The sequence below is a fragment of the Microbacterium sp. 16-032 genome (assembly GCF_041079455.1).
Classification (GTDB): Bacteria; Actinomycetota; Actinomycetes; order Actinomycetales; family Microbacteriaceae; genus Microbacterium; species Microbacterium testaceum_A.
In genome coordinates this window covers 368882-392323 of the sequence record NZ_JBFYGQ010000001.1, presented here as the reverse complement: position 1 = coordinate 392323, position 23442 = coordinate 368882, and the positions used below count along the sequence as shown (strand labels likewise).

Sequence of the window (23442 nt, the reverse complement as noted above, 5' to 3'; positions counted from 1 at the left end):
CGATCTGTCGGTAATCTCGACGGACGATCGACAGTTTGGCCCGCCATGCCCGCGACGCTCCGCACCCTCCTCGACGACCCGTCGTTCCCCCTGCGCGTGCTGACCCGACTCGACGACGACGCGCTCGACCGGCCCCTGTCGTGGGTGCACAGCTCCGACCTGCCCGATCCGACCCCGTACCTGGAGGCCGGCAACCTGCTTCTGACCAACGGGGCGCAGTTCTCTCCGGATCCGGATGCCGATGAGGCGCTGGCCTACTGCCGTCGCCTCCGTGAGCTCGGGGTGGCGGGCCTCGGCTTCGCGACCGACATCATCCACGACCGCGTGCCCGAGGCCGTGGTGCGCGCGGGTGAGGGCGCCGACCTGCCGATCGTCGAGATCGCCGATCGCGCGCCGTTCATCCGGATCATCCGCTTCGTCGCCGACATCATCGCCGCCGAGGGTGCCGCGCGCCTGTCGTGGCTGCTCGACGCCCAGCGCGCGGTGGCGCGTGCCGCGGTGCGCGAGGACGGCCTGCGTGAGATCCTCGCCACCCTCTCGCGCCTTCTCGACGCCTGGGTCGAGCTGTACGACGCGGTCGGCGGTCGCCTGTCGTCTCCGGGCCTGCGCGGGGCGCCGGCCGAGGTCGAGGCCGAGGTCGGCCGCGACGTGCGGCGCCTGCTCGAACGGCGGACCGCTGCGAGCCTCGTCGTGCCCTCGGCCGGCCACGCGCTGGTCCAGACGATCGGGCAGAGCGGGCGACTGCGCGGCGTGCTCGCGGTAGGCGGACCCGAGCCGCTCGACCCCGCGGGCCGGGATCTCGTGGCCTCGGTGGTGGCGCTCGCGAGCATCGCGCTCGAGCAGCAGCGCGGACTGCAGTCGGCCCTGCGCGGCGTGCGTGCGGGCGTCATCGACCTGCTCGTCGACGGACACGGCGACACGGCGCGGCGCGTGGCCGCGTCGGCGCTCGGGGGTCTTCCCGCGGCGCCGTACCTCGTCGGGGTCGTGCGCGGGGCGGCAGCATTTCCGGGACTGCACGACGAGCTCGACCTCGTCTCGAGCGACCCCGCCCGCATGTTCTCGGCCGAGCGCGGCGACGACGTCATCGTGCTCGCGGCAGACGGAGCGGCGTCGGCGCTCGCGGCCCTCGTCGAGCGGCGGGGTCTTCACGTCGGAACGGCGCGCCACGACGCGGGCGACGATCTCGCCGAGAACCTGCGCCGTGCCGTGCACGCGGCTCACGACGCCGAGGCGGGCACCCTCCGCGCCTACGACGACCTGGCCGGCCGCGGCCTGATGGGCGCGCTGCGCGAACGCGGCGGCGAGGTGCTCGCGCGCTCCCTTCTGCAGCCCCTCGAGGCACTGCCGGCCGCCGAGCAAGAACGCATGCGTGAGTCGGCGCGGGTGTGGCTCGACGCCAACGGCGCCTGGGATCCCGCGGCGCGGAGCCTCGGCATCCATCGCCACACCCTGAGGGCGCGCATGGCGCAGCTCGAGCAGGTGCTCGAGCTCGACCTGTCGAGCTTCGCCGCGCGCGCCGAGCTGTGGGCCGCACTGGAGCTGGCGGGTCCTCCCGCCCGCGCGTGAGGGGTCACCTTCTGTCGCTTCGGCGCGCGCCAGGCGACGCTTCTTGACCCCTCACGCGAAGCGCGGGACGGAACGACGGATGCCGCGACCCCAGGCTCGCGGGGAGCCCGGGGGCGCGGCATCCGGTGCCGACGACTCAGCTGTTCTGGGGGAAGCCGAGGTTGATGCCGCCGTGGGTGGCGGGGTCGAGCCAGCGGCTGGTGACGGCCTTCTCGCGGGTGAAGAAGTCGAAGCCGTGCACGCCGTAGGCTTTCGCGTCGCCGAACAGGCTCTTCTTCCACCCGCCGAACGAGTGGTACGCCACCGGCACGGGGATGGGCACGTTGATGCCGATCATGCCGACCTGCACCTCGTGCTGGAAGCGGCGGGCGGCTCCGCCGTCGTTGGTGAAGATCGCCGTGCCGTTGCCGAACTCGCCGCCGTTGATGAGGGCGAGGCCCTCTTCGTACGTCTTCACGCGCACGACCGAGAGCACGGGGCCGAAGATCTCCTCGGTGTAGGCGCGCGAGGTGGTCGGCACCTCGTCGAGCAGGGTGGGGCCGAAGAAGAAGCCCTCCTCGTGCCCGTCGACCGAGAATCCGCGGCCGTCGACGACGATGGTCGCGCCGTCGGCCTCGGCGATGTCGACGTACGAGGCCACCTTCTCGCGGTGCGCGCCCGAGATGAGGGGGCCCATGTCGGGCTCGTCGGCATCCGCTCCGTTACCGATGCGGAGCTTCGTGATCCGCTCGGTGACCTTGGCGATCAGCTCGTCGGCGACCGGCTCGACGGCCAGCACGACCGAGACGGCCATGCACCGCTCGCCCGCGGCGCCGAAGCCGGCGTTGACGGCGGAGTCGGCCACGAGGTCGAGGTCGGCGTCGGGCAGCACCAGCATGTGGTTCTTCGCGCCGCCCAGGGCCTGCACGCGCTTGCCGTTCTTCGACGCGGTCTCGTAGATGTACTGCGCGATGGGGGTGGAGCCGACGAACGAGATCGACTGCACCTCGGGGGCCTCGAGCAGTCCGTCGACGGCGACCTTGTCGCCCTGCAGCACGGTGAAGGCGCCGGCGGGAAGGCCCGCCTCCTTCCACAGGCGCGCGAGCCAGAGCGAGGCGGAGGGATCCTTCTCGCTCGGCTTCAGCACGACGGCGTTGCCGGCGGCGAGGGCGATAGGGAAGAACCACATCGGCACCATGGCGGGGAAGTTGAAGGGGCTGATGATGCCGACGACGCCGAGCGGCTGCTTGAGCGAGTACACGTCGACGCCGCTGGAGGCGTTCTCGCTGTAGGCGCCCTTGATGAGGTGCGGGAAGCCGGTCGCGAGCTCAACGACCTCCTGGCCGCGGGCGATCTCGCCCATCGCGTCGGAGAGCACCTTGCCGTGCTCGGCGGTGAGGATCTCGGCCAGCTCGCCCTTGCGCGCGTTCAACAGCTCGCGGAACGCGAACAGCACGCTCTGGCGCTTCGCGATGGAGGAGCCGCTCCACTCGGCGAAGCCGCGGCTGGCCGAGGCGATCGCGGCCTGGATGTCGGCCTCGCCGGCCAGGGCGACGTGCGCCTGCACCGCGCCGGTGGCGGGGTTGTAGACGGGGGCGGTGCGTCCGCCCGTCGGGGCGCTCTCGGCGCCGTCGATCCAGTGCGCGATGACGGGGAGGTCGTGGTCGGTCATGGATCCCAGTAAAGAGATCCCGACCCGGGTCCGCCGTCGACAATCGGGCGACCGCACCCGTGAGGGGAGGACAGATCGGCAGGATGCCGGATCCTGAGAACCTCGTATGCGGTACACCCTGAGTTTGAGAACGATTATCAACGGCGATACGGTTTCCCTATGACCCGCCGCATTCTCGCCCCCGTCGTCCTCGGGGCCGTCTCCGTTCTCGCGCTCGCCGGCTGCGCCGGAGGCACCGCCTCGCCCGCTTCGTCGGACTCGTCCGGAAAGGTCAAGGTCGTGGCATCCACCGACGTCTACGGCTCGATCGCCCAGGCGGTCGGCGGCGAGTACGTCGACGTGGCCTCGATCATCACCTCGCCCAGCCAGGACCCGCACGAGTACGAGGCGAGCGCGCAAGACCAGCTGACGCTGAAGAACGCCGGTCTCGTGATCGAGAACGGCGCCGGTTACGACGCGTTCATGGAGTCCCTCATCCAGGCCAGCGGCACGTCGGCTCCCGTGCTCACCGCCGTGGAGTACAACCACGACTACCCCGGGTCGAAGGATCACTCCGACGACGACGCGAGCCCCGCCCCGAGCGAGAGCGCCGACGATCACGCGCACGCCGAGGGCGACGGTCACGACCACATCGAGGGCTTCAACGAGCACGTCTGGTACGACCCCCACACCATCGAAGACCTCACCGAGGCCATCGCCGACGAACTGGGCAAGATCGCGCCCGACCACGTCGCCGACTTCAACGCCAACGCCGAGGCCTTCACCCAGCAGATCGCCGGTCTCGAGGACTCCCTCGACGCGATCAAGGCGAAGGATGCCGGCAAGAAGATCTTCGTGACAGAGCCGGTGCCGGTGTACCTGACCACCACCGCGGGCCTCGACAACGCGACCCCCAACGAGTTCAGCGAGGCGGTCGAAGAGGGCCAGGACGTCCCGCCCGCGACCCTGCTCGAGTCGCTCCAGCTGTTGGACTCGGGTCAGATCACCGTCATGATCGTCAACCCGCAGACCGGCGGCGCCGAGGTCACACAGGTGCAGAACGAAGCGAAGTCCAAGAACATCCCCGTGATCGAGTTCACGGAAACGCTCCCCGAGGGACAGACTTACATCTCGTGGATGCAGAGCAACATCACGGCGCTGTCCGACGCGCTGGCGGCGTGAGCGCGACCGCACCGCTGCGCATCCGCGGAGCCGCCCTCGAAAGAGGGGGCCGGGAGCTCTGGGCCGGGCTCGACCTCGAGGTCGAGCCCGGCGAGCTCGTCGCCGTGCTCGGACCCAGCGGCTCGGGCAAGACCACGCTGCTGCGCGCGATCCTCGGGCTCGAACGCCTCAGCGGGGGATCGATCGAGGCGCTCGGAGCCCCGGTGCGCCGCGCCGGCAACCGCCGCATCGGCTACATCCCCCAGCAGCGCCCCCTGCCGCGCGAGACGCCCCTCCGCGGCCGCGACATCATCGGTCTCGGGGTCGACGGGCACCGACTCGGCCTGCCCCTGTCGCGCAAGAAGGATCGCGCGCGCATCGACGAACTGCTCGAGGCGGTGGGGGCCACCGCGTTCGGCGACCGCCCCGTGGGGCTCCTCTCCGGCGGAGAGCAGCAGCGACTGCGCGTGGGCCAAGCCCTCGCCGACGACCCCGCCCTCCTGCTCTGCGACGAGCCGCTGACGAGCCTCGACCTCGCCAACCAGCAAGCCGTCGTGCGACTCATCGACCGCCACCGTCGCGAGCGCGACGCCGCCGTGCTGCTGGTCACCCACGACATCAATCCCGTGCTGTCGCGCGTCGACCGCATCCTCTACATCGCCAACGGGCGCTTCACCCTCGGGACTCCCGACGAGGTGCTCACGACCGCGACCCTCTCGGCCCTGTACGGCGCCCCCGTGTTCGTCGTCCGCGCCGGCGACCAGCTCATCGTCGTCGGAGCCCCGGATGCCGAGGACGCCCACCACCATCACCACGACGAGGACGACGCATGAACTGGTCCGACGTCGGCACCGCCCTCTTCGGCGGGGTGAGCCAGTACGGCGCGATCCTCGAGCTGGTGCAGAACTCCGTCTACGCGGGTGCGGTCCTGGGCCTGGTGGGCGGCCTCATCGGTGTCTTCGTCATGCAGCGCGACATGGCCTTCGCCGTGCACGGGATCAGCGAGCTGTCGTTCGCCGGCGCCGCGGTGGCCCTGCTCATCGGCGTCGACGTCGTGTCGGGCTCGATCGTGGGCTCCCTTATCGCGGCCGCACTGATCGGGGTGCTGGGCGCCCGCGCGCGCGATCGCAACTCGATCATCGGCGTGCTCATGCCGTTCGGCCTGGGTGTCGGCATCCTGTGCCTTTCGCTCTACAACGGGCGCAGCGCGACGCGCTTCAGCCTGCTGACCGGACAGATCGTGTCGGTGCAGAGCGAGCAGCTCGGGTGGCTCGTGGTGATCGGCGTCGCGGTGCTGGTCGCCCTGCTGCTCATCTGGCGCCCGCTGCGCTTCGACTCCCTCGACCCGCAGTCGGCGGCCGCACGCGGAGTGCCCACCACCGCCGTGTCGCTGGCATTCATGCTGCTGCTCGGCCTGATCGTCGCCGTGGCGGTGCACATCATCGGCGCACTGCTGGTGATGGCGCTGTTGGTCACGCCCGCCGCGGCGGCCATGCGCGTGGCATCCGGTCCCCTCTCGGTGCCGCTGCTGGCCGCGCTGTTCGGCTTCGTCTCGGCCGTGGGCGGAGTGCTGCTCGCAGTCGCCGGAACGCTGCCGGTGAGCCCCTACATCACGACCATCTCGTTCGCGATCTACCTCGTCTGCCGCCTGGTCGGCGCCCGCCGCGATCGCACGACCCGGGCGGTCTGAGGGGGTTCCTCGGGGATGCCACGCGGTGCGGGTTCCGTCACGCGCGACGCCCGCGAGAGGCCAACGACCGTCAGTTCGCGCTCCCGCGTTGGTCTTCGAACGGAGCGTCGAGGTCGAACAGGCGGAGCGCGTAGCTAGCGGGAACGCGCTCGGTGTGGAAATAGGCGAAGAAGATGTCGCCGGCCTCGGTGGCGTCGAAGACTTCGTCGGGGTAGACCAGGGTGTGGTTCTGGCCGTCGTTGAACTCAATCCGGACTGTGGGTTCCCCGTTCCGGGGGCCGCCGTGGCCGAGGACGTAGAGGCGTTCCTCGCCGTCGTCGTCGAGACGACGCCATTCGATCGTCATCGCTTCGGCGGTGCCTGCGGCTTGAAGGAAGGTCCCGGGAAGATTGGGGGTCCTTACTCGTGAGAAATCGGCGGAATCTGGGATGGCCCACATGGAGAGAGTGGAGCGATGTTCCGTTCCGAGTAAGGATGTCAATCGGTGAATAAATGCTTGGTTCTCTTTGGCGGTGCCAGGTAGATCCGAGTAGATCCCTGGGGTGAAGTGATACCCGAACTGCATGACCTTCTCCTAATCCACGGTTCGCGTGAACACTCTGACGATCGAGATCTCCTGCCCATTCAGGATCGCCCGCGCCGGGGATCCGCCGTTTATAAGGCCATCGAAGAGTCTCTGTTCCCTGGTAAGGCCGCCCGTTCCGCTCTTAACCTCTAATGCGCTGTATGTTCCATCTGGATTTCTGAATAAACCATCGAAGTATCGCCCATGGGGATTTCCCCCATCGACCGATTCGCGCGCGTACGCGAGCAGCGCCCGCGCATCGCTCCGCGGGCCTGAACCGGGGTCGGGAAACGCGCGTGTACCCGGTCCCGTGTCGCCGCGCGGCCCGAGCGGCGCCGGCGCTTCCGCGGCCGCCGCAGCGGTCAGGGCAGCGGCGTGCGCGAACATGGCGATCGCATCGCCCGCCTTCTGCTGCCCCCACCCCAGCACGGTCGCGTACTGCTCCCACGCCCCGGCGGCGGCGCCCATCTTCTCGGCGAGGTCGTCCCACGCCGTGACCATGTTGGTGACGCGTTGGGCGAAGGCACCCGCGCTCTCGCCCTCCCACCCGTCGACCTGACGTAACCCGGCCAGCTCGTTCGCGGCTCGCTCGCACCCCGACGCCGCGTCGCGATACTGCTGCGCACATGCGAACAACGCCCCCGGGTCGCCGGGCACGAGCGCTGTCGGATCGTCGGTGTCTCCGAGTTCGGCGCGGTGGGGCCCGACCGGAGACCTCACCGCGGACCCGCCGTCGGGCTCGCATCGCCGAGGCTCGCGTCGATGCCGTCGAGAAGCGACACCATCGCTCGTTCGTGCTCCTGCCACAGCGCCACGGTCTGTCGCACACCCGTGGCGAGGGTCTCGAGATCGGCACGCCGTGCGTTCAACGACAGTCGCAGCGCGTCGGCGGCGTCGCTCCCCGCTCGCGCCAGATCGTCGTCGTGCACCGATGGGGGTGTCGAGACCCCGCTCGGAGCCTGGTATCGAACTCCGTCCACCCGACGCGCCACGTCAGTGAGTGCATCGCCACTCATCGAGATCCGCCCCCGTGAATCCATGAGCGGCATGTTAACGAGTGCCGTGAGACGCACTCCACCCTCCCGGTCGGATTTCACCCGCAGATTCACCCGCGGGGCGCACCCGCCCCGCGCCCAGCCGATTCACCGATCCCCTCGCTAGACTCGCGGCCATGGTCCAGCGCAACACGTGGCAGCGCGAACGCGTGCGGGAGGCTCTGTCCGGAGCTCCCGGCTTCGTCAGCGCCCAGTCGCTGCACGCGACCCTGCGCGACGAGAACACCGGCATCGGCCTCGCGACCGTCTACCGCACCCTCGCGGGTCTCGCGGCCCGCGGCGATGCCGACTCCCTGCAGAGCCCCGACGGCGAGAACCTGTTCCGCGCCTGCGAGACGCGCGGTCACCACCACCACCTGATCTGCCGTTCGTGCGGCAAGGCGGTCGAGATCGCAGCGACCGACGTCGAAGAGTGGGCGCAGCGCACCGCCGCGCAGCACGGCTTCAGCGAGGCCGAGCACGTGGTCGACATCTTCGGCATCTGCACCGATTGCGCCCACGCCCGGGCTCGTGAGCGTGGCGACGAGTAGTCGCACCACGGCACCCCCGCCGCAACGCTCGGGCGCCTCCCGCACCCTCGTCGCGGTCGGCCTGGGTGTCGTCGTGGTCACGGCGTTGTTCCTCGTGGACGCCTTCGCCCCCACGTTCTTCGCGCAATCGCTCCCGACCCGCGCGCAGGACGGGCTCACGCTCGCGCTCAGCGTGCTGATCGAGTCGCTGCCGTTCGTGGTCCTCGGCGTCGTGCTGTCGATCATCGTGCAGGTCTGGGTGCCCCCGGGGGCGATCGAGAGATGGATGCCCCGCGCGCCGTGGGCGCGCCGGGCCGTCCTGTCGCTGCTGGGCATGTTCATCCCGGTCTGCGAGTGCGGCAACGTGCCCTTCGCCCGCGGTCTGCTGATGCGCGGTTTCGGGGTGAGCGACACGCTGACCTTCCTGGTCGCCGCTCCCATCGTCAATCCGATCGTCATCATCAGCACTCACGCCGCCTTCGGCTTCAGCGACGGCATCCTGGTGGCGCGTCTGATCGGCGGGTACCTGGTCGCCAACCTCATCGGCTGGCTGTACAGCCGGCATCCCGATCCCGACAAGCTGCTCACCGAGCGCTTCCTCGAGACGTGCGAGATCGTCGTCCAGGAGCGCGGCGACCGCGGCCGGCGCACCCTGGCCCAGTTCGTCGTCGAGCTGCGCTCGGTCATGCCGGCGCTCATCATCGGTTCGCTCCTCGCGGGGGCCGTGCAGGTGCTCGTGCCACGCAGCGCCCTGCTGGCGATCGGATCCGACCCCGCGCTGTCGATCGCCGCGATGATGGCGCTCGCGATCGTGGTCTCGCTCTGCTCGAACGTCGACGCGTTCTTCGCGTTGTCGTTCGCCTCGACCTTCACGCCCGGCTCGATCGTGGCCTTCCTCGTGGTGGGGCCGATCATCGACCTCAAGATGATGGCGCTGCTGCGCACGACCTTCTCGTCACGGGTCCTCGTGGGCATGACGGTGGTCGTCGTGCTCTTCGCCTTCACGCTCGGAACGGTGGTGAACCTCCTTGTCTAGAACGGGTGCTCTCGCCACGCGCTGGCTCGGGGTGGGCCTGACCGCGTGCCTGTCGATCACGACGATCACGCTGTGGGCGACCGGGCGGATGGCGCTGTACATCAACCCTGATTCGGCGTGGTTCGCCGTCGGCATGGCCTTCGTCGCGCTGATCGGCGCGATCGCCTCGTTCGCCCTGCCGCTCGGAGCCGAGGCCGATCACGGCCACGACCACGAGCACGGGCATTCCCCCGCCGCGGCCTCCGCCCGCCGCGAGGCGTTCGCTCACGCCGACCACGCGCACGCCGACCCGCTCGATGAGCACGATCACGTCGCGAACGACCACCTGGCGGCCCGCCCGCGCCTGACACCCGGTGGGATCGCCGCCTTCACCGGAGGCGTGTTGGCCTCGGGGGCGGTGATCGCCGTGCTGCTGACCCCCGCGGCCTCGCTGTCGACCGAGCTGGCGGTGTCGCGCGACGTGGGTGCGCCTCCGTTGTTCGCCGGCTCCGACGCGGTGACCCTGGCCGCCTCGGGCGACACCTCCACGTTCGGCATCGGCGACTGGTCGGCGGTGTTCGCGCACGCCACCAACCCCGAGACCTTCGACGGCAAGCCCGTCACCCTCACCGGGTTCATCACCCCGGCGAACGACGGCTCGAGCTTCGATCTCACCCGGCTCGTGATCACGCACTGCGTGATCGATGCGCAGACCGCGCGTCTGCCCATCGCCGCGACGACCGGTGCCCCCTCGACCGGCCAGTGGGTGACCGTCACCGGGACGGTGCGCTCGAGCGGAGACGGCAAGCTCGCGGTGCACGCCGATCAGGTCGCCGCGATCGACGAGCCCTCGGACCCGTATGAGTACTGACTCCCGTCGCGGCGGCGACTCCCGCCGTTCGCGCGCCCGCCGCCGGCGCGGGCGTGGATTCGCGATCGCGTTCGCGGCCGTCCTCGTCGGTCTCGTGGTCGTCGGCGGCCTCGGCGGAGTGGTCGCGGTGGCGCAGGGGCCACGCGTCACGGACGTGCAGGTCGATCCCGCCGCGGCCGTCGCGGCATCCGGGTCGCGCGTGATCCTCACCACGACGCAGTCGCTGCAGAAGGTCGACCCCTCGCAGGTCGAGGTCGACCCGGCGACGCCGTTCACGGTCGACACCTCGGGGCGCAGCGTCGGCGTGCGTTTCACGCTGCCGTTGCGCGACGACACCGACTACCGCATCACCGTCAACGGGGTGAACGGCCTGGGCGCGGGTCCGGCCTCGACGCTCACCGAGACCTTCCGCACCCCTCCGCTGCAGGCCTACCTGATGCAGCGCGGCACTCCCGAGGGCGACACGATCTTCCGCACCGACCTGCAGGGTCAGGCGGGGCTCCCGGTGTTCGTGAACCCGCACATCGAGGACTTCCGCGCCACCGCCAACCACCTCGTCATCTCGGTGCGCGACGGTGACACCCCGCGCGTGATCGTGACCGACCCCGACGGCAAGAATCAGCGCGACATCGCCCTCCCCGGCCCCGGGTACGTGACCAATCTGCAGTCGGCCGACCGGGGGGAGCGCATCGGATTCACCTTCTCGGATGCCGACCTGGGCGCCGCCGGAGGTCGCGAGAGCCGCCTGTTCACGGCGTCGGCGGCCGACGACTCCCCGCCCGTCGAGGTGGGGCTGAACGGCGGCGACGTGCGCATCGCCGACTATCGCTTCGTGCCCGACACCGACAGCATGCTGGTGCTCACCTTCGACTCCCGCCTGCTCCTGACCGACGCGCAGGGCGGCAACGCCGCGCCCCTCGGCAGCGCCGTGTCGATCGACGGCATCGCCCGCGGTTCTTCGGTCGCGATCGTCGAGAGGCTCGAGGGCATCCGCGAGATCGATCTGACCGACGGCTCAGAGCAGGGGCTCGTCGAGCCCGTCGACCCGCCGGGGATGGCGGGACGGGCGACGCCGATGCCCGGGGCGGGGGCGGGGACGATCCGTTCGTTCGCCGACATCAGCTCCGACGGGGTCTCGCGATCGACGATCGTCTCGCACGTCGACACCGACGGCACCGTCCGCCAGCTGCTGAGCGTGCCGGGCTCCGACACCGTGCTGCAGACCTGCGTGTCGCCGAGCGGGCGCTACGCCGCGGTGCTGGTCGCGCCGCGCGCGGTCGACAACCCCTTCGACCGCTACCAGCTGCCCCTTCCGCAGCGCCTGCTCACCCACCTCGTCGAGGTCGACACCGGCCAGGAGATCGTCGCGCTGCAGGGCTTCGACCTGTCGTGGTGCCAGGTGCCCCCGCAGTGATGCGCCCCGCGACCCGCGCCGACCTCGTCGATCTGCCGGTCGAGGTCGCTCCCCGGCTGCTGGGCGCCCTGCTCGAGACCGAGGTCGGCGGAGAACGGGTCGTGGCCCGGCTCACCGAGGTCGAGGCGTACCACGGCCTCGGCACCGGAGAGCAGCCCGATCCGGGTTCGCACGCCCGCATGGGGCCGACGGCGCGCAACGCCACGATGTGGGGGGAGCCGGGGCACCTGTACGTCTACTTGAGTCACGGCATCCATTCGTGCGTGAACGTCGTGTGCGGCCCCGAGGGTGTCGCGGGCGGAGTCCTGCTGCGCGGCGGCGAGATCGTCGAGGGGGCAGAGATCGCCGAGCGGCGGCGGCTCGAGCGCCGCGGGGCGGTGCGGGCGTCGCGGGATCTCGCTCGCGGTCCCGGACGATTCGGCGACGCGGTGGGTCTTCGGCATCCGATCCACGACGGCATCGACGCGGTCACCGGCGCGGAGCGGGCCGGGGCTCGAGCGCGGCTGCTCCTGCCCGAGGCGCCGCCGCCGGTCGTGGCGACGGGGCCGCGCGTGGGGGTCGCGGGTATCGCCGGCACCGACGCGTTCCCGTGGCGCTTCTGGATCGAGGGGGATGCCACGGTCTCGGCGTTCCGGTGGGGCCGGGGTGCGGCGGAGGCGGGTGGGGCGTGAGGGGGTTGAGCCCGTCGAAGCTCCCGCTCCCTCGACAGGCTCGGGGCCCTCGCGTTCGATGACCGGATCAGGTCAAGGCGACACGCCGTGCTAGACTGACCCCTTGTCTGCGCGCACTCCAGCACGCAGTTCGCATCCCTCCTCTCGATCCCGGCCTTCCGCCGTGCTCGAACGGGGTGCAGACAAGGGATCTTGGGTGACACCGTCCGGTGTCACGGTACAGAAGGAGACATCACCATGGCAGCAGTGTGCCAGGTGACTGGAGCGGTTCCCGGCTTCGGTCACAACATCTCGCACTCGCACCGCCGGACGAAGCGCCGCTTCGACCCGAACGTGCAGAAGAAGACCTACTTCGTTCCGTCGCTGGGTCGCAACATCAAGCTCAACGTTTCGGCGAAGGGCATCAAGGTCATCGACGCTCGCGGCATCGAGTCCGTCGTCCGTGACCTGCAGGCGAAGGGCGTGAAGCTGTAATGGCGAAGAAGGCTCAGGACGTTCGTCCGATCATCAAGCTGCGTTCGACCGCCGGCACGGGATACACCTACGTGACGCGCAAGAACCGCCGCAACAACCCCGACCGCATCGTGCTCAAGAAGTACGACCCCGTGGTCCGTAAGCACGTCGACTTCCGAGAGGAGCGCTAAGCACATGGCTAAGAAGAGCAAGATCGCGCGCAACGAGCAGCGCAAGGTCGTCGTCGAGCGCTACGCCGCGAAGCGCGCCGAGCTGAAGAAGACCCTGGTCGACCCCAACGCGACCGACGAGGCCCGCGAGGCCGCCCGCGTGGGTCTGCAGAAGCTCCCCCGCAACGCGTCGCCCGCGCGCGTGCGCAGCCGCGACGTCATCGACGGCCGCCCCCGTGGTGTCCTCACGAAGTTCGGCGTCTCGCGCGTCCGCTTCCGTGACATGGCCCACCGTGGCGAGCTGCCCGGTGTGACCAAGTCGTCCTGGTAAGTACCAGACACCGTACGAGAGGCGGGGGCCCCAGCGGGGCCCTCGCCTCTCGTCGTTGACGGCGTCGATCGGCGGCGGCTCCATCAGGGTCCGGAGCGCGGCGCTGCACGACGCTCATTTGTCGAGGGCGGCGAGCATCTCGACGGCGTCGGTCCGACCGCGCACGCCCAGTTTCTGGTAGATCGAGCGCACCTGGCTCTTGACAGTGTTGAGCGAGACACCGCGCTCGCGAGCGATCTCGACGAGGCTCAGCGACTGCCGCAACAGGTCGGCCGTCGCCCTCTCGGTCGGGGTGAGACGAGCCGCCGCGACCGGCGAGTGGGCGTCGCAGCCGGACGTGGCGACGCGCGCGAGTGTCGCCTGCAGGTGCGGGAGGGCCGCGGCGAGCACGGTGTCATCGTCGGCCACGGCGTCCATCAGCGCCCGGGTCTCGTCGTGCGGCAGAGCGAGGAACGGCGTCGCCGAGGAGCCGGTGCGCACGATCAGATGCAGGGCCGCCTGCATGCTCTGGCGTGCCCGCCGGGTGTAACCCAGCCGGTTCTGTGCCAGCGCCCGTCTCACCAGGGCGGGGGTCAGGGTGCGCAGGCAATGGTTCGATCCGGGTGCGACGCAGGCGTCGGTCTCGAGCAGCAGCTCGCGCTCGCGGCCGAGCCCGAGCAACGCGCCGGTCCGCTGCATCGCGAAACAGAAGCCGTGACCCTCGGGGGACTCGAAGGGATCCAGCGTGGTCAACGCCTCACGGTGTTCGCCCTGCGCGACGAGGATGTCGGCGAGCATGCAGACGAGGAGATGCCGGACCATGCGTTGGCTGCTGAGTCGGCGGCTGCCGTGCAGGAGTCGTTGACATTCGGCGCGGCCGGTGCCCAGGTCACGGTCCAATACCATCGCCATCACCTCGACGACGCGTGCCGCGTACCCCGCGTAGGGGTCGTCCGGATGCGCGCATCGCATCGTCACCGCCACACCCCGCAGTCGCGAGACGTTCAGATCGGCGGCGGCGATGAGAGCCTCGGCGAGCTGAAGCAGGGGGGAGATGTCGGCGGCAGCCCATTCCCGAGCCGTGAACAGCTCGGCGGCCTCGGCTCGGGCGCTTTCGGCCGTGAGGTATTCGCCGTTAAGTGCGTGTCCCAGGGCGCTCACCGACAGCGCCCGGTACCTGGTCGCGTCGGTGTCGGCGAACAGGAGGGCCTCGACTCCGAAGCGTGCGCCCACCTGCGGCCAGCCGATGGCGGTGCCGTACTCGCCGGCGGAGGCGTACAACTGGGACCGCGCGCCGGACGACAGCGTGGCCGGTCGCCGCAGGCGGACCTCGTCGAAGTAGCGGGAGAGGGCGGCCGTGCCCTCGGTGAGGGCGTCGCGGCGGGCACGGGCGGCCAGGAGGGCTGCCAGCGGCAGAGCCGTGGAGTCGGTCCAGACCGCGGGCGGCTCGGGAAGCTCCGCCTCCGAGAGCAGTGCGAGGTGGCGGGGTGCGGGGACTCCGTGACCGGGCAGCAATCGCAGGGCCGTCGTCGTGGCGGCCGCGCGGAGTATGGCGCGTGCCTCCATCGAGGCGGGTGAACCTGGCATCTCTCCCCCTTCGTCGCTGCCCAGCGGGTGGAGTGCGCGCGGAGCGCAATCCGGCCGAATGTACTTCGGGTGGGTCTCGCCGAGCGCGTGAGCGGGGCATGCTGTCAACAACGCGTGACAGCGTGTCGCGCCGTCGCGGACGGCCGGCGACGGGGCACGCTCGGACGAGCGCGGACTCTCGACTCCGGGCCCGGAGCTGCGCGGTGACGCGGGCGGGCTCACCCGACCCATCCGCCTCATGCGTCCCATAGGTCGCACGACACGCCGGTCGAGAATGGGTCGAAATCCGTCAGAATCCCCGTAATTCCGCGGTTCGGTTGATACTGTCGAGGCGGTCTCCCGACCACCGAGGAGGATTCCCCCCTCGTCCGCGTAACGAGAGGCGACCTACGTCGTCGCCTGGAGGACAACCACATGGCTGACAAGTCCATCACCAAGACCGAGCTCGTCGCGAGCATCGCCAGCGCGACCGGGCAGAGCCAGTCCGCCGTGTCGGGCGTGCTCGACTCCCTCTTCTCCACCGTCTCCGAGGCGGTCGCCAAGGGCAGCAAGGTTTCGATCCCCGGTTGGATCGCCTTCGAGCAGGTCGCGACGTCGGCTCGCACGGGCCGCAACCCCCAGACGGGCGAGGAGATCTCGATCCCCGCCGGCAAGCGCGTCAAGGTGACCGCGGGCTCCAAGCTGAAGGCCGCCGTCAAGTAAGACGACGTCGAACGACAGAGGGGGGATGCCACACGGCATCCCCCCTCTGTGGTTCTCTCGCGACGTAGGCTGAGGGGGTGAATCCCCGCCTGCTCCGCGTCGCGGGACCCGTCATCCTGGTCGTGGTCTCGCTGATCGCCGTCGCGGTGGGGCTCGCGTACGGAGGCGGAGCGGCTCCCACGCAGCTCGCCGACCCCGGCCCGGTCGTCCGGTGGGGCTTGCCGATCGCCACCGTCGTCGTCAACCTCGCCGCCGCCACGATGGTCGGTTCGCTGGTCCTGGCGCTGTTCGCCCTGACGGCGGGGGAGCGACCCTTCGAGATCGCCCTGGACACGGCATCCATCGGCGCCGCCGTGTTCACCGTCTCGGCGGCCACCACGGGGTATCTGACCTTCCTCAACGTCCTGAATGCGAAGCCGACGCTCGACGCGGTGTTCGGGCAGCAGCTCGGACGCTTCCTCGTCGAGAGCTCGATCGGGCAGGCGTGGCTGATCACCACCATCGCCGGCGCCGTGCTGACCGTGCTCACCTTCGCCGTCCGCTCGTGGATCCCCACGCTCGTCGTCGCGATCCTCGCCCTCGCCTCGCTCATCCCCATGGGCACGCAGGGCCACGCGGGCGAAGAAGCCAGCCACAACGCGGCCGTGACCTCGCTCGTCCTGCACATCATGGCCGCGGCCGTGTGGCTCGGCGGGCTGATCCTGCTGGTGGTCGTCCGCCCCGCGATGTCGCGCGGGCACCTGCAGACCGCGCTCCTGCGCTACTCGTCGATCGCCCTCGTCGCCTTCATCGTCGTCGCGATCTCGGGAACCGTCCGCGCTTCGATCGGCCTCCTGGGCCTCCAGAACCTCTGGTCGGCCTACGGCGTCCTCGTGCTCGTCAAGGTGGGCGCGCTGATCGCCATGGGCGTCCTGGGCGCCTGGTACCGCCGTCGACTGATCTCGCGCATGGCCGACGAGCCCGGCTCCCGCCGCTTCTGGGGCGTCATCACCCTCGAGCTGGCGTTCATGGGCATCGCCAGCGGTGTCGCCGCAGCCCTCGCGCGGACACCCCCGCCGGTGCAGCCCCCGCTGGTGGGACAGACCCCGGCCGAGGTGCTGACCGGCGCGCCGCTGCCTCCCGATCTGACCATCGAGCGCTGGTTCACCGCGTGGGACGTGGATCTGCTCTGGACCCTCGTGGTCGCGTTCGGGATCTTCTTCTACCTCGCCGGCGTCTGGCGTCTGCTCCGCCGCGGCGACTCGTGGCCGATCTCCCGTACGGTGCTGTGGGCCCTCGGCATGCTGAGCGTGTTCTGGGTCACGTCCGGTCCGATCAACGTGTACCAGGACTACCTGTTCAGCATGCACATGATCGGCCACATGCTGCTGTCGATGGCGATCCCGCTCATGCTCGTGGCGGGGGCCCCGGTCTCGCTCGCGGCGCGCGCCATCCGCAAGCGCACCGACGGGACGCGCGGCGGCCGCGAGTGGATCCTCTGGGCGGTGCACAACCCGGTCGCGAAGGTGCTGACCAACCCCTACGTGGCGGCGGGCCTGTTCATCGGCTCGCTCTGGGCGTTCTACTACACCGACCTGTTCCGCTGGTCGCTGTACGACCACGTCGGGCACATCTGGATGGTCGCGCACTTCCTGGTGACGGGCTACCTCTTCGTGCTGAGCCTCATCGGCATCGATCCCGTTCCGTACCGCCTGCCCTACCCCATGCGCCTGCTCGTGCTCATCGCGATCATGGCGATGCACGCCTTCTTCGGCATCGCGATCATGATGAACTCGGGTCTGATGGTCGCGGAGTGGTTCGGCGCGATGGGCAGGACCTGGGGGGCGACACCCCTTCAAGACCAGTACGTCGGCGGCGGTGTGGCCTGGTCGGTCGGCGAGATCCCCACGCTCATCCTGGCGATCGCGGTGGCCATCCAGTGGAGCCGGAGCGACGAGCGTCAGCAGCGCCGCCGCGACCGTCACGTCGACCGCGTCGGCGATCTCGAGCTCGACGCGTACAACGAAGAGCTCGCTCGCCTCGCCGAGCGCGACGCCCGGGTCGCATCCCGCGGCAACTAGGCGGGACGCGCGGGACTCAGTCGGACGATCCGCCGACGAGGATCGAGGCGGTGCCGTCCGGCAGGACCGTGATCTCGCCGTCGACGCGGAACGCGACGTCTTCTTCGACCGTGCGGACGCTGCCGTCGAAGATCGAGCGGATGTCGACGACGATGTGCGCGACGGCCTTCGCCGAGGGGATGCGCCACCCGGCGCCGTCGGGGACCACGGTCACCTCGGGTTGCTGCACGATCGACCAGGTGGGCGCGTCGTCGATGCGGTTGCGCACCGTGAAACCGAAGGGGCAGCCGGTGGGTTGCAGCACCTTCTGCTGGGCGCAGGTGGTCAAGAAGTCCTCGACGCGCGACTGCACGACCGAGATGAACTCGTCGGTCGGCTGCGCCTGCACGTCGACCGGGATGCCGGCCAGCGGCGCATCGGCGAGCACGGCGACACCGGGGGTCGCCGAGATCGCCGTGTCGACGTCGACCGAGTAGAGCCCCGGCGAGAACACCAGGAGCGGGACAGCGGCCGTGGGATCGACGTCGGCCCCGTCGACCGAGACCTGTCGCTTGTCGACCTCGAACCCGTTCACGGCGAATCGCATCGATCCCTCGACCGTGAGCTTCATCACCGACAGCGGGCTGCGGGCGAACCGCCACCGGGGGAGCAGGCCCTCGTTCGTGTCGTGCTGCACCGAGAAGGTCGTCTTTCCGGCGTACCCGCCCGCGGTGTACGAGACCGTGACCTGCGTCTCGTCGCCGTCGGCGCTCTCGCCGGTGATCTCGGCATCCGTCAAGGACGTCAGGGCATCGGGACGCAGCAACGCCTCGGATGCCGTGGCCGGCAGGCCCGCCGACTGCAGCTCGGCGGAGTCGACGGCTACGCCCGGAACCGCGAGAGCCTCCGCCGTGCGGCGCTCCTGCAGGAGCTCGAGGTAGTGCTGGACGAAGGCGCGGGGGCTGTAGAACTCGCGGTACAGCGAGGCGGCTCCCGCCCCGAGCGCGGCGATCAGCAGCACGCCGACCAGGACGATTCCGGTGATCGTGGCCGCGGGGCGTGCGCGCGCGCCGCGAACGCCTTCGGGCGTCGCGGGGCCCCCGCCTGCGGTGTCCACGCCTCCAGTGTAGGAAAAGCTCCTGTGGAGGCGCCGCGCGCGTCAATCCATGACGAGCGACTGCACGACCGCGACAGCCGCCAGCTGACCGCCGGCGATGGCCGCCGCGAGCGAGAACAGGGGTCCCGGCAGGTGATCGGGGTGAGCCAGATCGCCCACCGCGTAGACGTTCTCGATGCTCGTGCGCCCGAAGGGATCGGTGCGCACGGCCCCCGACTCCTGCAGCTCCACGCCGAGCCCCTCGACGAAGCCGGCACGCGAGCTCCACGTCGGGGCGACGAACGCCCCGGCGACCTCGAGCACCGAGCCGTCGGCGCGCTCGAGCGCGAGCCCGTCGGTCGTCCCGGTGACGCGGACGACGTCGGCGGGATCGATGAGATGGACTTCGGATGCCACGGGCTCGAGCATGCGTCCGAGGACTGCGGCGTGGGCGCTGCCATTGACGATCGCCACCGGTCGACCGGCGAACTCGTGACCGTGGCAGAACGGGCAGTTGGCGACGCGGTCGCCCCACTGCTCGGCGAGGCCGGGGATGTCGGGCAGCCGGTCGGCGACCCCCGTGGCGAGGATGACGGCGTGGGCGCGGAGGATCTCGTCGCCCACCGTGACGGTCAGGACGTCGGTCTCTCGTGCGACGGCCGAGACGGTGGCATCCCGGATCTCGACGTCGGGGTAGGCGGCGATCTCCTCCCGGCCGAGGCGGCGGAGCTCGGCGGGGTCGCGCCCGTCGTTCGTCAGCAGGTTGTGCGCGTGGCGCACGGTGCCGTTGCGGTAGTCGCCCGAGTCGAGCAGCAGGGTCCGGCGGTGCATACGCCCGAGGGTGAGGCCCGCCTGCAGGCCCGCGGGGCCGCCTCCGATGATGATCGCGTCGTACACGATGAGCTCCTTCCGTTTGCGTTCTCGTCCATCCTGTGACTTCATGTCGACATGAAGTCAAGCGCGGCGAAGGACGGCGAGTCGATCGGCGAGGCGGCGGCGCGGTTCGGTCTCGAGACGCATGTTCTGCGGCACTGGGAGGACGCGGGACTTCTGGATCCGGCTCGGGATGCCGCGGGCCGACGCCGCTACACCGAGGGCGCCAGCGTGCGGATCGCGGTGATCCTGCGGAACAAGGCCGCGGGGCTCTCGCTCGACCAGATCCGGGTGCTGCTCGACGACGGAGCCCCCGATCGGCATCGCGTGCTCGAGGAGCACGTCGCGGAGTTGGATCGACGTGCGGCCGACATCGCCCAGGCCCGCGCCATGACCGAGCACGCCCTGCGCTGCCGCTCGCACGACATCACCGAGTGCCCGCGCTTCCGCAGCCACGTCGCCGACGTGCTATCGGGGGAGGCGCGGTGGCTGCTCGTCCACACCGAGCCGATGGGCGGGCCCGTCCCCAGCTCGCCGTCCGAGGCGACCTGCGCGAACTAGCATGGGCCGGTGACCACGCCGCCCCTTTCCGCCGAGCAGCAGGCGCTGTTCCGGCTGATCGAGGACACCCGCGAGCACGTCTTCGTCACCGGGCGCGCGGGCACGGGCAAATCGACCCTCCTGCAGCACCTGGCGTGGAACACCAAGAAGCAGATCGCGGTCTGCGCGCCCACGGGGGTGGCCGCGCTCAACGTCGAGGGACAGACGATCCACTCGCTGTTCCGCCTGCCGATCGGGCTCATCGCGAACGGCGACATCGACCAGAACGACGCCACGCGCAAGATCCTGAACGCCATCGACACCCTCGTGATCGACGAGATCTCGATGGTCAATGCCGACCTGATGGATGCCATCGACCGCTCGCTCCGCCAGGCCCGCGGGCGACGGTCGGAGCCGTTCGGCGGCACTCAGATCGTCATGTTCGGCGACCCGTACCAGCTGGCGCCCGTGCCGCCGCGAGGGGACGAGGCGCGCTACATCCGCGATCACTACCGCTCGTTCTGGTTCTTCGACGCGAAGGTGTGGTCGGGCGAGGCCGCCAGCGACGGTCTCATCGACATCGGCCGCCACGGTGCCGACCTCCACGTGAACGAGCTCGTCGAGATCCACCGGCAGTCCGACCCCGGGTTCAAACAGCTGCTGAACGCCGTGCGGTACGGCCGGGTCACCGCCGAGATGGCCGGGGTGCTCAACACCGCGGGTGCGCGCACACCCCCGCATCCGGCCGACGGCGAGCACCCGATCATCACGCTCGCGACCCGCAACGACCGCGTCAACACGATCAACCGCAAGCACCTCGACGAGCTCATCGGCCGCACGCAGACCGCGAACGCCGAGATCTCGGGCGACTTCGGGCGCGGCGAGGCGAACTATCCGGCCGAGATGGAGCTCACGCTCAAGGTCGGCGCGCAGGTGATGTTCCTGCGCAACGACGGCGCGCAGTTCGGCGAGGCCCCGCGCTGGGTCAACGGCACGATCGGCACCGTGACCCGCATCGCCGGCGACAGCGTGCGCGTCGAGGTCGACGGCATCCAGCACGATGTCGAGCCGGCCGTGTGGGAGAGGTACCGCTACGCGTACGACCCGGGGACCAAGAACCTCTCGCGCGAGATCGTCGCGGAGTTCACCCAGTTCCCGCTGCGCCTGGCGTGGGCCGTGACGATCCACAAGTCGCAGGGCAAGACCTACGACCGGGCGGTCGTCGACCTCGGAGCGGGGGCCTTCGCCCCGGGGCAGACCTACGTCGCCCTCAGCCGCCTGACCTCGCTCGACGGCCTCTACCTCACGCGGCCGCTCAAGCCGAGCGACATCCGGGTCGACGAGGACGTCCGACGCTTCATGAAGCAGGCGTGGCTCTCGCGGCAGGACGCCGCGAAAGCGTGAGCCTCACGCGACCTCGTGGGCCTTCGCGCGGGTGAGGTCGGCGAACAGCTCCGTGGTGAAGCGGTACGCAACGAGCACCTCGGCGATCACCCGCTCCTTCTCGCGGTCGTCCCACGGCGCGGCGTCGAGCTGTTCGCGATAGACGGTCTTGAACGCTTTGGGATCGGCGATGTCGCCGAACAGCAGGAAGCCGATGCCGTTGGTCTCGAAACCGAACCGGCGCCGCATCAGGCGGCCGATCGACGGACCGCCCGACAGATCGCCGAGCAGGCGGGTGTAGTGGTGGGCGACGAAACCGCCGGGCCAGGTGGCGGCCACGCGGCGGATGCGCGACACGTAGGCCTGCGTCGTGGGAAGAGGGGCGATGCGCTCGCGCCAGTCGGCACCGATCAAGAAGGCCAGGTCGGCCTCGAGAGCGGGAAGGCGCGAGAGTCGGCCCTGGAGGAACACGGATGCCACGGGATCGGTCCGCATGCGGGTCGCCGCCTCTTCGAGGGCCGCGTAGATGAACCAGTGCTGGGCGATGAGGGCGATGTAGTCGTCGCGCGTGCCGGCCCCCGTGAGCAGGTCGGTCATGAAACCGTCGCACTCGCTGGGCGAGTGCGCGTCGCTGGAACGCTCGCGCAGAGCTGTCGAGAACGGGACGACGGCGTTCATGCGGCCATCTTACGCACAGAGTTAGGTTCCCCTAACCCCTATTTCCCTCCGAGCTCGCTCGGCGTCGGCCGCGTCGTGATGCAGACGTGACGGTAACGGGAGCGCAAGCGGCCCTTTCGTTCAGGTGCCGTGTGTTTGAATCTTCGGAGCGGGCGCTTCGTCGCGCGCGGAAGTGCTGGGGGTTTCACATGCGGGCATGGCGTCGTTCCGCGGCCATCGCGATCGCGGGCGCGAGCGTGCTCGCCGTCATCCTGAGCGGCTGCACGCCGGAAGGCTCGGTGTCGGTCAACGTCCCCGCGCAGGTCGACGCGCCGCTGCCCGAGGCGACGGTGACCGAACTGCAGAACGCCGTGACCGCCGCCATGACCGCGACGGGCTCCACCGGCGCGATCGTGGGCGTCTGGGCGCCGTGGAGCGGCACGTGGGTGTCGGGCATGGGAACCCAGGGACCCGGCGGCGCAGAGGTCACCACGGACCTCGCATTCCGCGCGGGCGATGTCACCGGCGCGATGACGTGCGACGTGCTCTACCGCCTGGCCGCGGACGGCAAGGCGTCGATGAGCGATCCCGTCACCAACTGGGTCAGCAACCTCCCCGGGTACGAGGACATCACGCTCCGTCAGCTCTGCGACGGCACCTCGGGCCTCGCGTCCTACACCTCGGTGCTCGACGGCCAGGTGGCGAAGAACCCCGAGCGCGTGTGGAACCCGCGCGAGCTCATGACCTACGGCATCGCAAGCCCCCGGACCAACGCCCCCGGTGTGGCCTTCTCCGACTCGGCGACCGACTACGTGCTCGCGGGTCTCGCCGCCGAGCGCATCGCCAACGAGCCGCTCTCCCAGCTCATCGCCGACCGCGTCACCGAGCCCCTGGGCCTCGGCGCGACCGGACTCCCCGACCCCGCCCCGGCCGATCCCGCAGCGGCCTCGCTCTCGGGCTACTGGTCGCAGCAGAACGCCGAGGGCGCCTGGAACTGCACCGACCCGGGCGATTACACCGACATGTCCTCGAGCTACGGCGGCGCCGCGGCGGGAGCCGTGACGAACATCACCGATATGGGGCGGTACGCGCAGGCGCTCGCCACGGGTGCGCTCCTGCCGGCCGGGAACGACCGATTCGCCGCCCCCGTCCCCGTCGGCGGCGATCAGCCCACGTGGTTCACCGCCGCGGGCGGCGCCTTCCAGGCGGGATCGCTCGTCGGCCAGTACGGATCGGCCCCGGGGTACCTGGTCGGCGCCTTCGCCGACCCGACGACGGGGATGTCCATCGCGGTCGTGCTGAACAACTCCGGCGGCAACAAGACCACCGGCGCGTGGTTGGCCTGGGAGCTCGCGGCGATCGCGTCGAAGGCTCCGGCCGCCCAGGGGCAGACGGCTCCGCAGGCGGGGCTGCCGTGGACCGCCGAGCAGATGCGCGACAACATCGCTGGCAACGCCATCTGCGCTCCTCCCGCCGGATGACCTC

At 70.3% G+C, this 23442-nt stretch carries 25 protein-coding genes; 17 read left to right on the top strand and 8 right to left on the bottom strand.

Translation table 11 applies throughout. The features are described from left to right. Positions 1–45: 45 nt before the first annotated feature. On the top strand, positions 46–1566 hold the full coding sequence (locus AB6V31_RS01745; RefSeq protein WP_369363650.1) for a PucR family transcriptional regulator: 1521 nt from the start codon (positions 46–48) through the stop codon (positions 1564–1566). A gap of 136 nt (positions 1567–1702) precedes the next feature. Here AB6V31_RS01745 and AB6V31_RS01740 read toward each other — a convergent pair whose 3' ends face one another. Beyond that, entirely contained in the window at positions 1703–3217 is a 1515-nt protein-coding gene (locus tag AB6V31_RS01740; RefSeq protein ID WP_369363649.1) for a CoA-acylating methylmalonate-semialdehyde dehydrogenase, read from the bottom strand. A gap of 159 nt (positions 3218–3376) precedes the next feature. On the opposite strand from AB6V31_RS01740, the gene AB6V31_RS01735 reads away from it, so the two are divergent. The 3 genes from AB6V31_RS01735 to AB6V31_RS01725 are packed head-to-tail and all read left to right on the top strand — an operon-like array spanning position 3377 to position 6047. Further along, a complete protein-coding gene (locus AB6V31_RS01735; protein ID WP_074694595.1) occupies positions 3377–4378 on the top strand; it encodes a metal ABC transporter solute-binding protein, Zn/Mn family in 1002 nt (333 codons plus the stop codon). Beyond that, complete coding sequence (locus AB6V31_RS01730; RefSeq protein ID WP_074694596.1) at positions 4375–5190, top strand: metal ABC transporter ATP-binding protein; 816 nt, start codon at positions 4375–4377, stop codon at positions 5188–5190. Before AB6V31_RS01735 ends, AB6V31_RS01730 begins: the two co-directional genes overlap by 4 nt. After that, entirely contained in the window at positions 5187–6047 is an 861-nt protein-coding gene (locus AB6V31_RS01725; protein WP_056224793.1) for a metal ABC transporter permease, read from the top strand. The genes AB6V31_RS01730 and AB6V31_RS01725 overlap by 4 nt, the downstream gene beginning before the upstream one ends. Positions 6048–6117: 70 nt before the next feature. Here the strand turns inward: AB6V31_RS01725 and AB6V31_RS01720 are convergent, their stop codons facing one another. From AB6V31_RS01720 to AB6V31_RS01710, 3 genes are read right to left on the bottom strand one after another with little or no spacing between them, the layout of a single operon-like run. Next, on the bottom strand, positions 6118–6612 hold the full coding sequence (locus tag AB6V31_RS01720; RefSeq protein WP_369363646.1) for a hypothetical protein: 495 nt from the start codon (positions 6610–6612) through the stop codon (positions 6118–6120). Positions 6613–6621: 9 nt separating this feature from the next. Then, entirely contained in the window at positions 6622–7332 is a 711-nt protein-coding gene (locus tag AB6V31_RS01715; RefSeq protein ID WP_369363644.1) for a WXG100 family type VII secretion target, read from the bottom strand. Further along, on the bottom strand, positions 7329–7541 hold the full coding sequence (locus AB6V31_RS01710; protein ID WP_369363642.1) for a hypothetical protein: 213 nt from the start codon (positions 7539–7541) through the stop codon (positions 7329–7331). The genes AB6V31_RS01715 and AB6V31_RS01710 overlap by 4 nt, the downstream gene beginning before the upstream one ends. Before the next feature lie 242 nt (positions 7542–7783). Here AB6V31_RS01710 and AB6V31_RS01705 point away from each other — a divergent pair, with 242 nt between their 5' ends. The 8 genes from AB6V31_RS01705 (at position 7784) to rpsN (ending at position 13101) form a co-directional block, all read left to right on the top strand. Then, on the top strand, positions 7784–8197 hold the full coding sequence (locus tag AB6V31_RS01705; protein WP_056224791.1) for a Fur family transcriptional regulator: 414 nt from the start codon (positions 7784–7786) through the stop codon (positions 8195–8197). Beyond that, entirely contained in the window at positions 8178–9212 is a 1035-nt protein-coding gene (locus AB6V31_RS01700; RefSeq protein WP_369363640.1) for a permease, read from the top strand. The genes AB6V31_RS01705 and AB6V31_RS01700 overlap by 20 nt, the downstream gene beginning before the upstream one ends. Then, positions 9205–10062 carry a DUF1980 domain-containing protein gene (locus tag AB6V31_RS01695; RefSeq protein ID WP_369363638.1) on the top strand — a complete coding sequence of 286 codons (858 nt, stop codon included), beginning with the start codon at positions 9205–9207 and terminating at the stop codon, positions 10060–10062. Before AB6V31_RS01700 ends, AB6V31_RS01695 begins: the two co-directional genes overlap by 8 nt. Next, positions 10052–11476 (top strand): hypothetical protein, encoded by a 1425-nt coding sequence (locus AB6V31_RS01690; RefSeq protein WP_056224784.1) that lies wholly within the window; start codon positions 10052–10054, stop codon positions 11474–11476. The genes AB6V31_RS01695 and AB6V31_RS01690 overlap by 11 nt, the downstream gene beginning before the upstream one ends. Continuing rightward, positions 11476–12147, top strand: a complete 672-nt coding sequence (locus AB6V31_RS01685; RefSeq protein ID WP_369363636.1) for a DNA-3-methyladenine glycosylase — start codon at positions 11476–11478, stop codon at positions 12145–12147. The genes AB6V31_RS01690 and AB6V31_RS01685 overlap by 1 nt, the downstream gene beginning before the upstream one ends. Positions 12148–12384: 237 nt before the next feature. After that, positions 12385–12621 carry a 50S ribosomal protein L28 gene (rpmB, locus tag AB6V31_RS01680; protein ID WP_055832508.1) on the top strand — a complete coding sequence of 79 codons (237 nt, stop codon included), beginning with the start codon at positions 12385–12387 and terminating at the stop codon, positions 12619–12621. Then, complete coding sequence (gene rpmG / locus AB6V31_RS01675) at positions 12621–12791, top strand: 50S ribosomal protein L33 (protein ID WP_013584775.1); 171 nt, start codon at positions 12621–12623, stop codon at positions 12789–12791. Before rpmB ends, rpmG begins: the two co-directional genes overlap by 1 nt. 4 nt (positions 12792–12795) lie before the next feature. Then, positions 12796–13101, top strand: a complete 306-nt coding sequence (gene rpsN / locus AB6V31_RS01670) for a 30S ribosomal protein S14 (protein WP_022878196.1) — start codon at positions 12796–12798, stop codon at positions 13099–13101. A gap of 114 nt (positions 13102–13215) precedes the next feature. On the opposite strand, the gene AB6V31_RS01665 is transcribed toward rpsN, so the two are convergent. After that, positions 13216–14667, bottom strand: a complete 1452-nt coding sequence (locus AB6V31_RS01665; protein ID WP_369363635.1) for a LuxR C-terminal-related transcriptional regulator — start codon at positions 14665–14667, stop codon at positions 13216–13218. 414 nt (positions 14668–15081) lie between these two features. On the opposite strand from AB6V31_RS01665, the gene AB6V31_RS01660 reads away from it, so the two are divergent. Next, on the top strand, positions 15082–15369 hold the full coding sequence (locus tag AB6V31_RS01660; RefSeq protein WP_013584778.1) for an HU family DNA-binding protein: 288 nt from the start codon (positions 15082–15084) through the stop codon (positions 15367–15369). Between the two features lie 77 nt (positions 15370–15446). Continuing rightward, a complete protein-coding gene (locus AB6V31_RS01655) occupies positions 15447–17429 on the top strand; it encodes a cytochrome c oxidase assembly protein (protein ID WP_369363633.1) in 1983 nt (660 codons plus the stop codon). A 16-nt stretch (positions 17430–17445) separates the two neighbouring features. Here AB6V31_RS01655 and AB6V31_RS01650 read toward each other — a convergent pair whose 3' ends face one another. Together AB6V31_RS01650 and AB6V31_RS01645 are read right to left on the bottom strand one after the other, a co-directional pair. Further along, complete coding sequence (locus AB6V31_RS01650; protein ID WP_056224777.1) at positions 17446–18525, bottom strand: hypothetical protein; 1080 nt, start codon at positions 18523–18525, stop codon at positions 17446–17448. Between the two features lie 42 nt (positions 18526–18567). Then, on the bottom strand, positions 18568–19401 hold the full coding sequence (locus AB6V31_RS01645; protein ID WP_369363631.1) for an NAD(P)/FAD-dependent oxidoreductase: 834 nt from the start codon (positions 19399–19401) through the stop codon (positions 18568–18570). A 51-nt stretch (positions 19402–19452) separates the two neighbouring features. Between AB6V31_RS01645 and AB6V31_RS01640 the strand changes: the two genes are divergently transcribed. Together AB6V31_RS01640 and AB6V31_RS01635 are read left to right on the top strand one after the other, a co-directional pair. Further along, positions 19453–19938, top strand: a complete 486-nt coding sequence (locus AB6V31_RS01640) for a MerR family transcriptional regulator (protein ID WP_369363629.1) — start codon at positions 19453–19455, stop codon at positions 19936–19938. Between the two features lie 9 nt (positions 19939–19947). Further along, positions 19948–21321 (top strand): ATP-dependent RecD-like DNA helicase, encoded by a 1374-nt coding sequence (locus AB6V31_RS01635; RefSeq protein WP_056224774.1) that lies wholly within the window; start codon positions 19948–19950, stop codon positions 21319–21321. Between the two features lie 3 nt (positions 21322–21324). On the opposite strand, the gene AB6V31_RS01630 is transcribed toward AB6V31_RS01635, so the two are convergent. After that, positions 21325–21978: a heme oxygenase (biliverdin-producing) gene (locus AB6V31_RS01630; protein ID WP_369363627.1), complete on the bottom strand. Its 654-nt coding sequence runs from the start codon at positions 21976–21978 to the stop codon at positions 21325–21327. Between the two features lie 188 nt (positions 21979–22166). Here AB6V31_RS01630 and AB6V31_RS01625 point away from each other — a divergent pair, with 188 nt between their 5' ends. Then, on the top strand, positions 22167–23438 hold the full coding sequence (locus AB6V31_RS01625) for a serine hydrolase domain-containing protein (RefSeq protein ID WP_369363626.1): 1272 nt from the start codon (positions 22167–22169) through the stop codon (positions 23436–23438). Positions 23439–23442 lie beyond the last annotated feature (4 nt).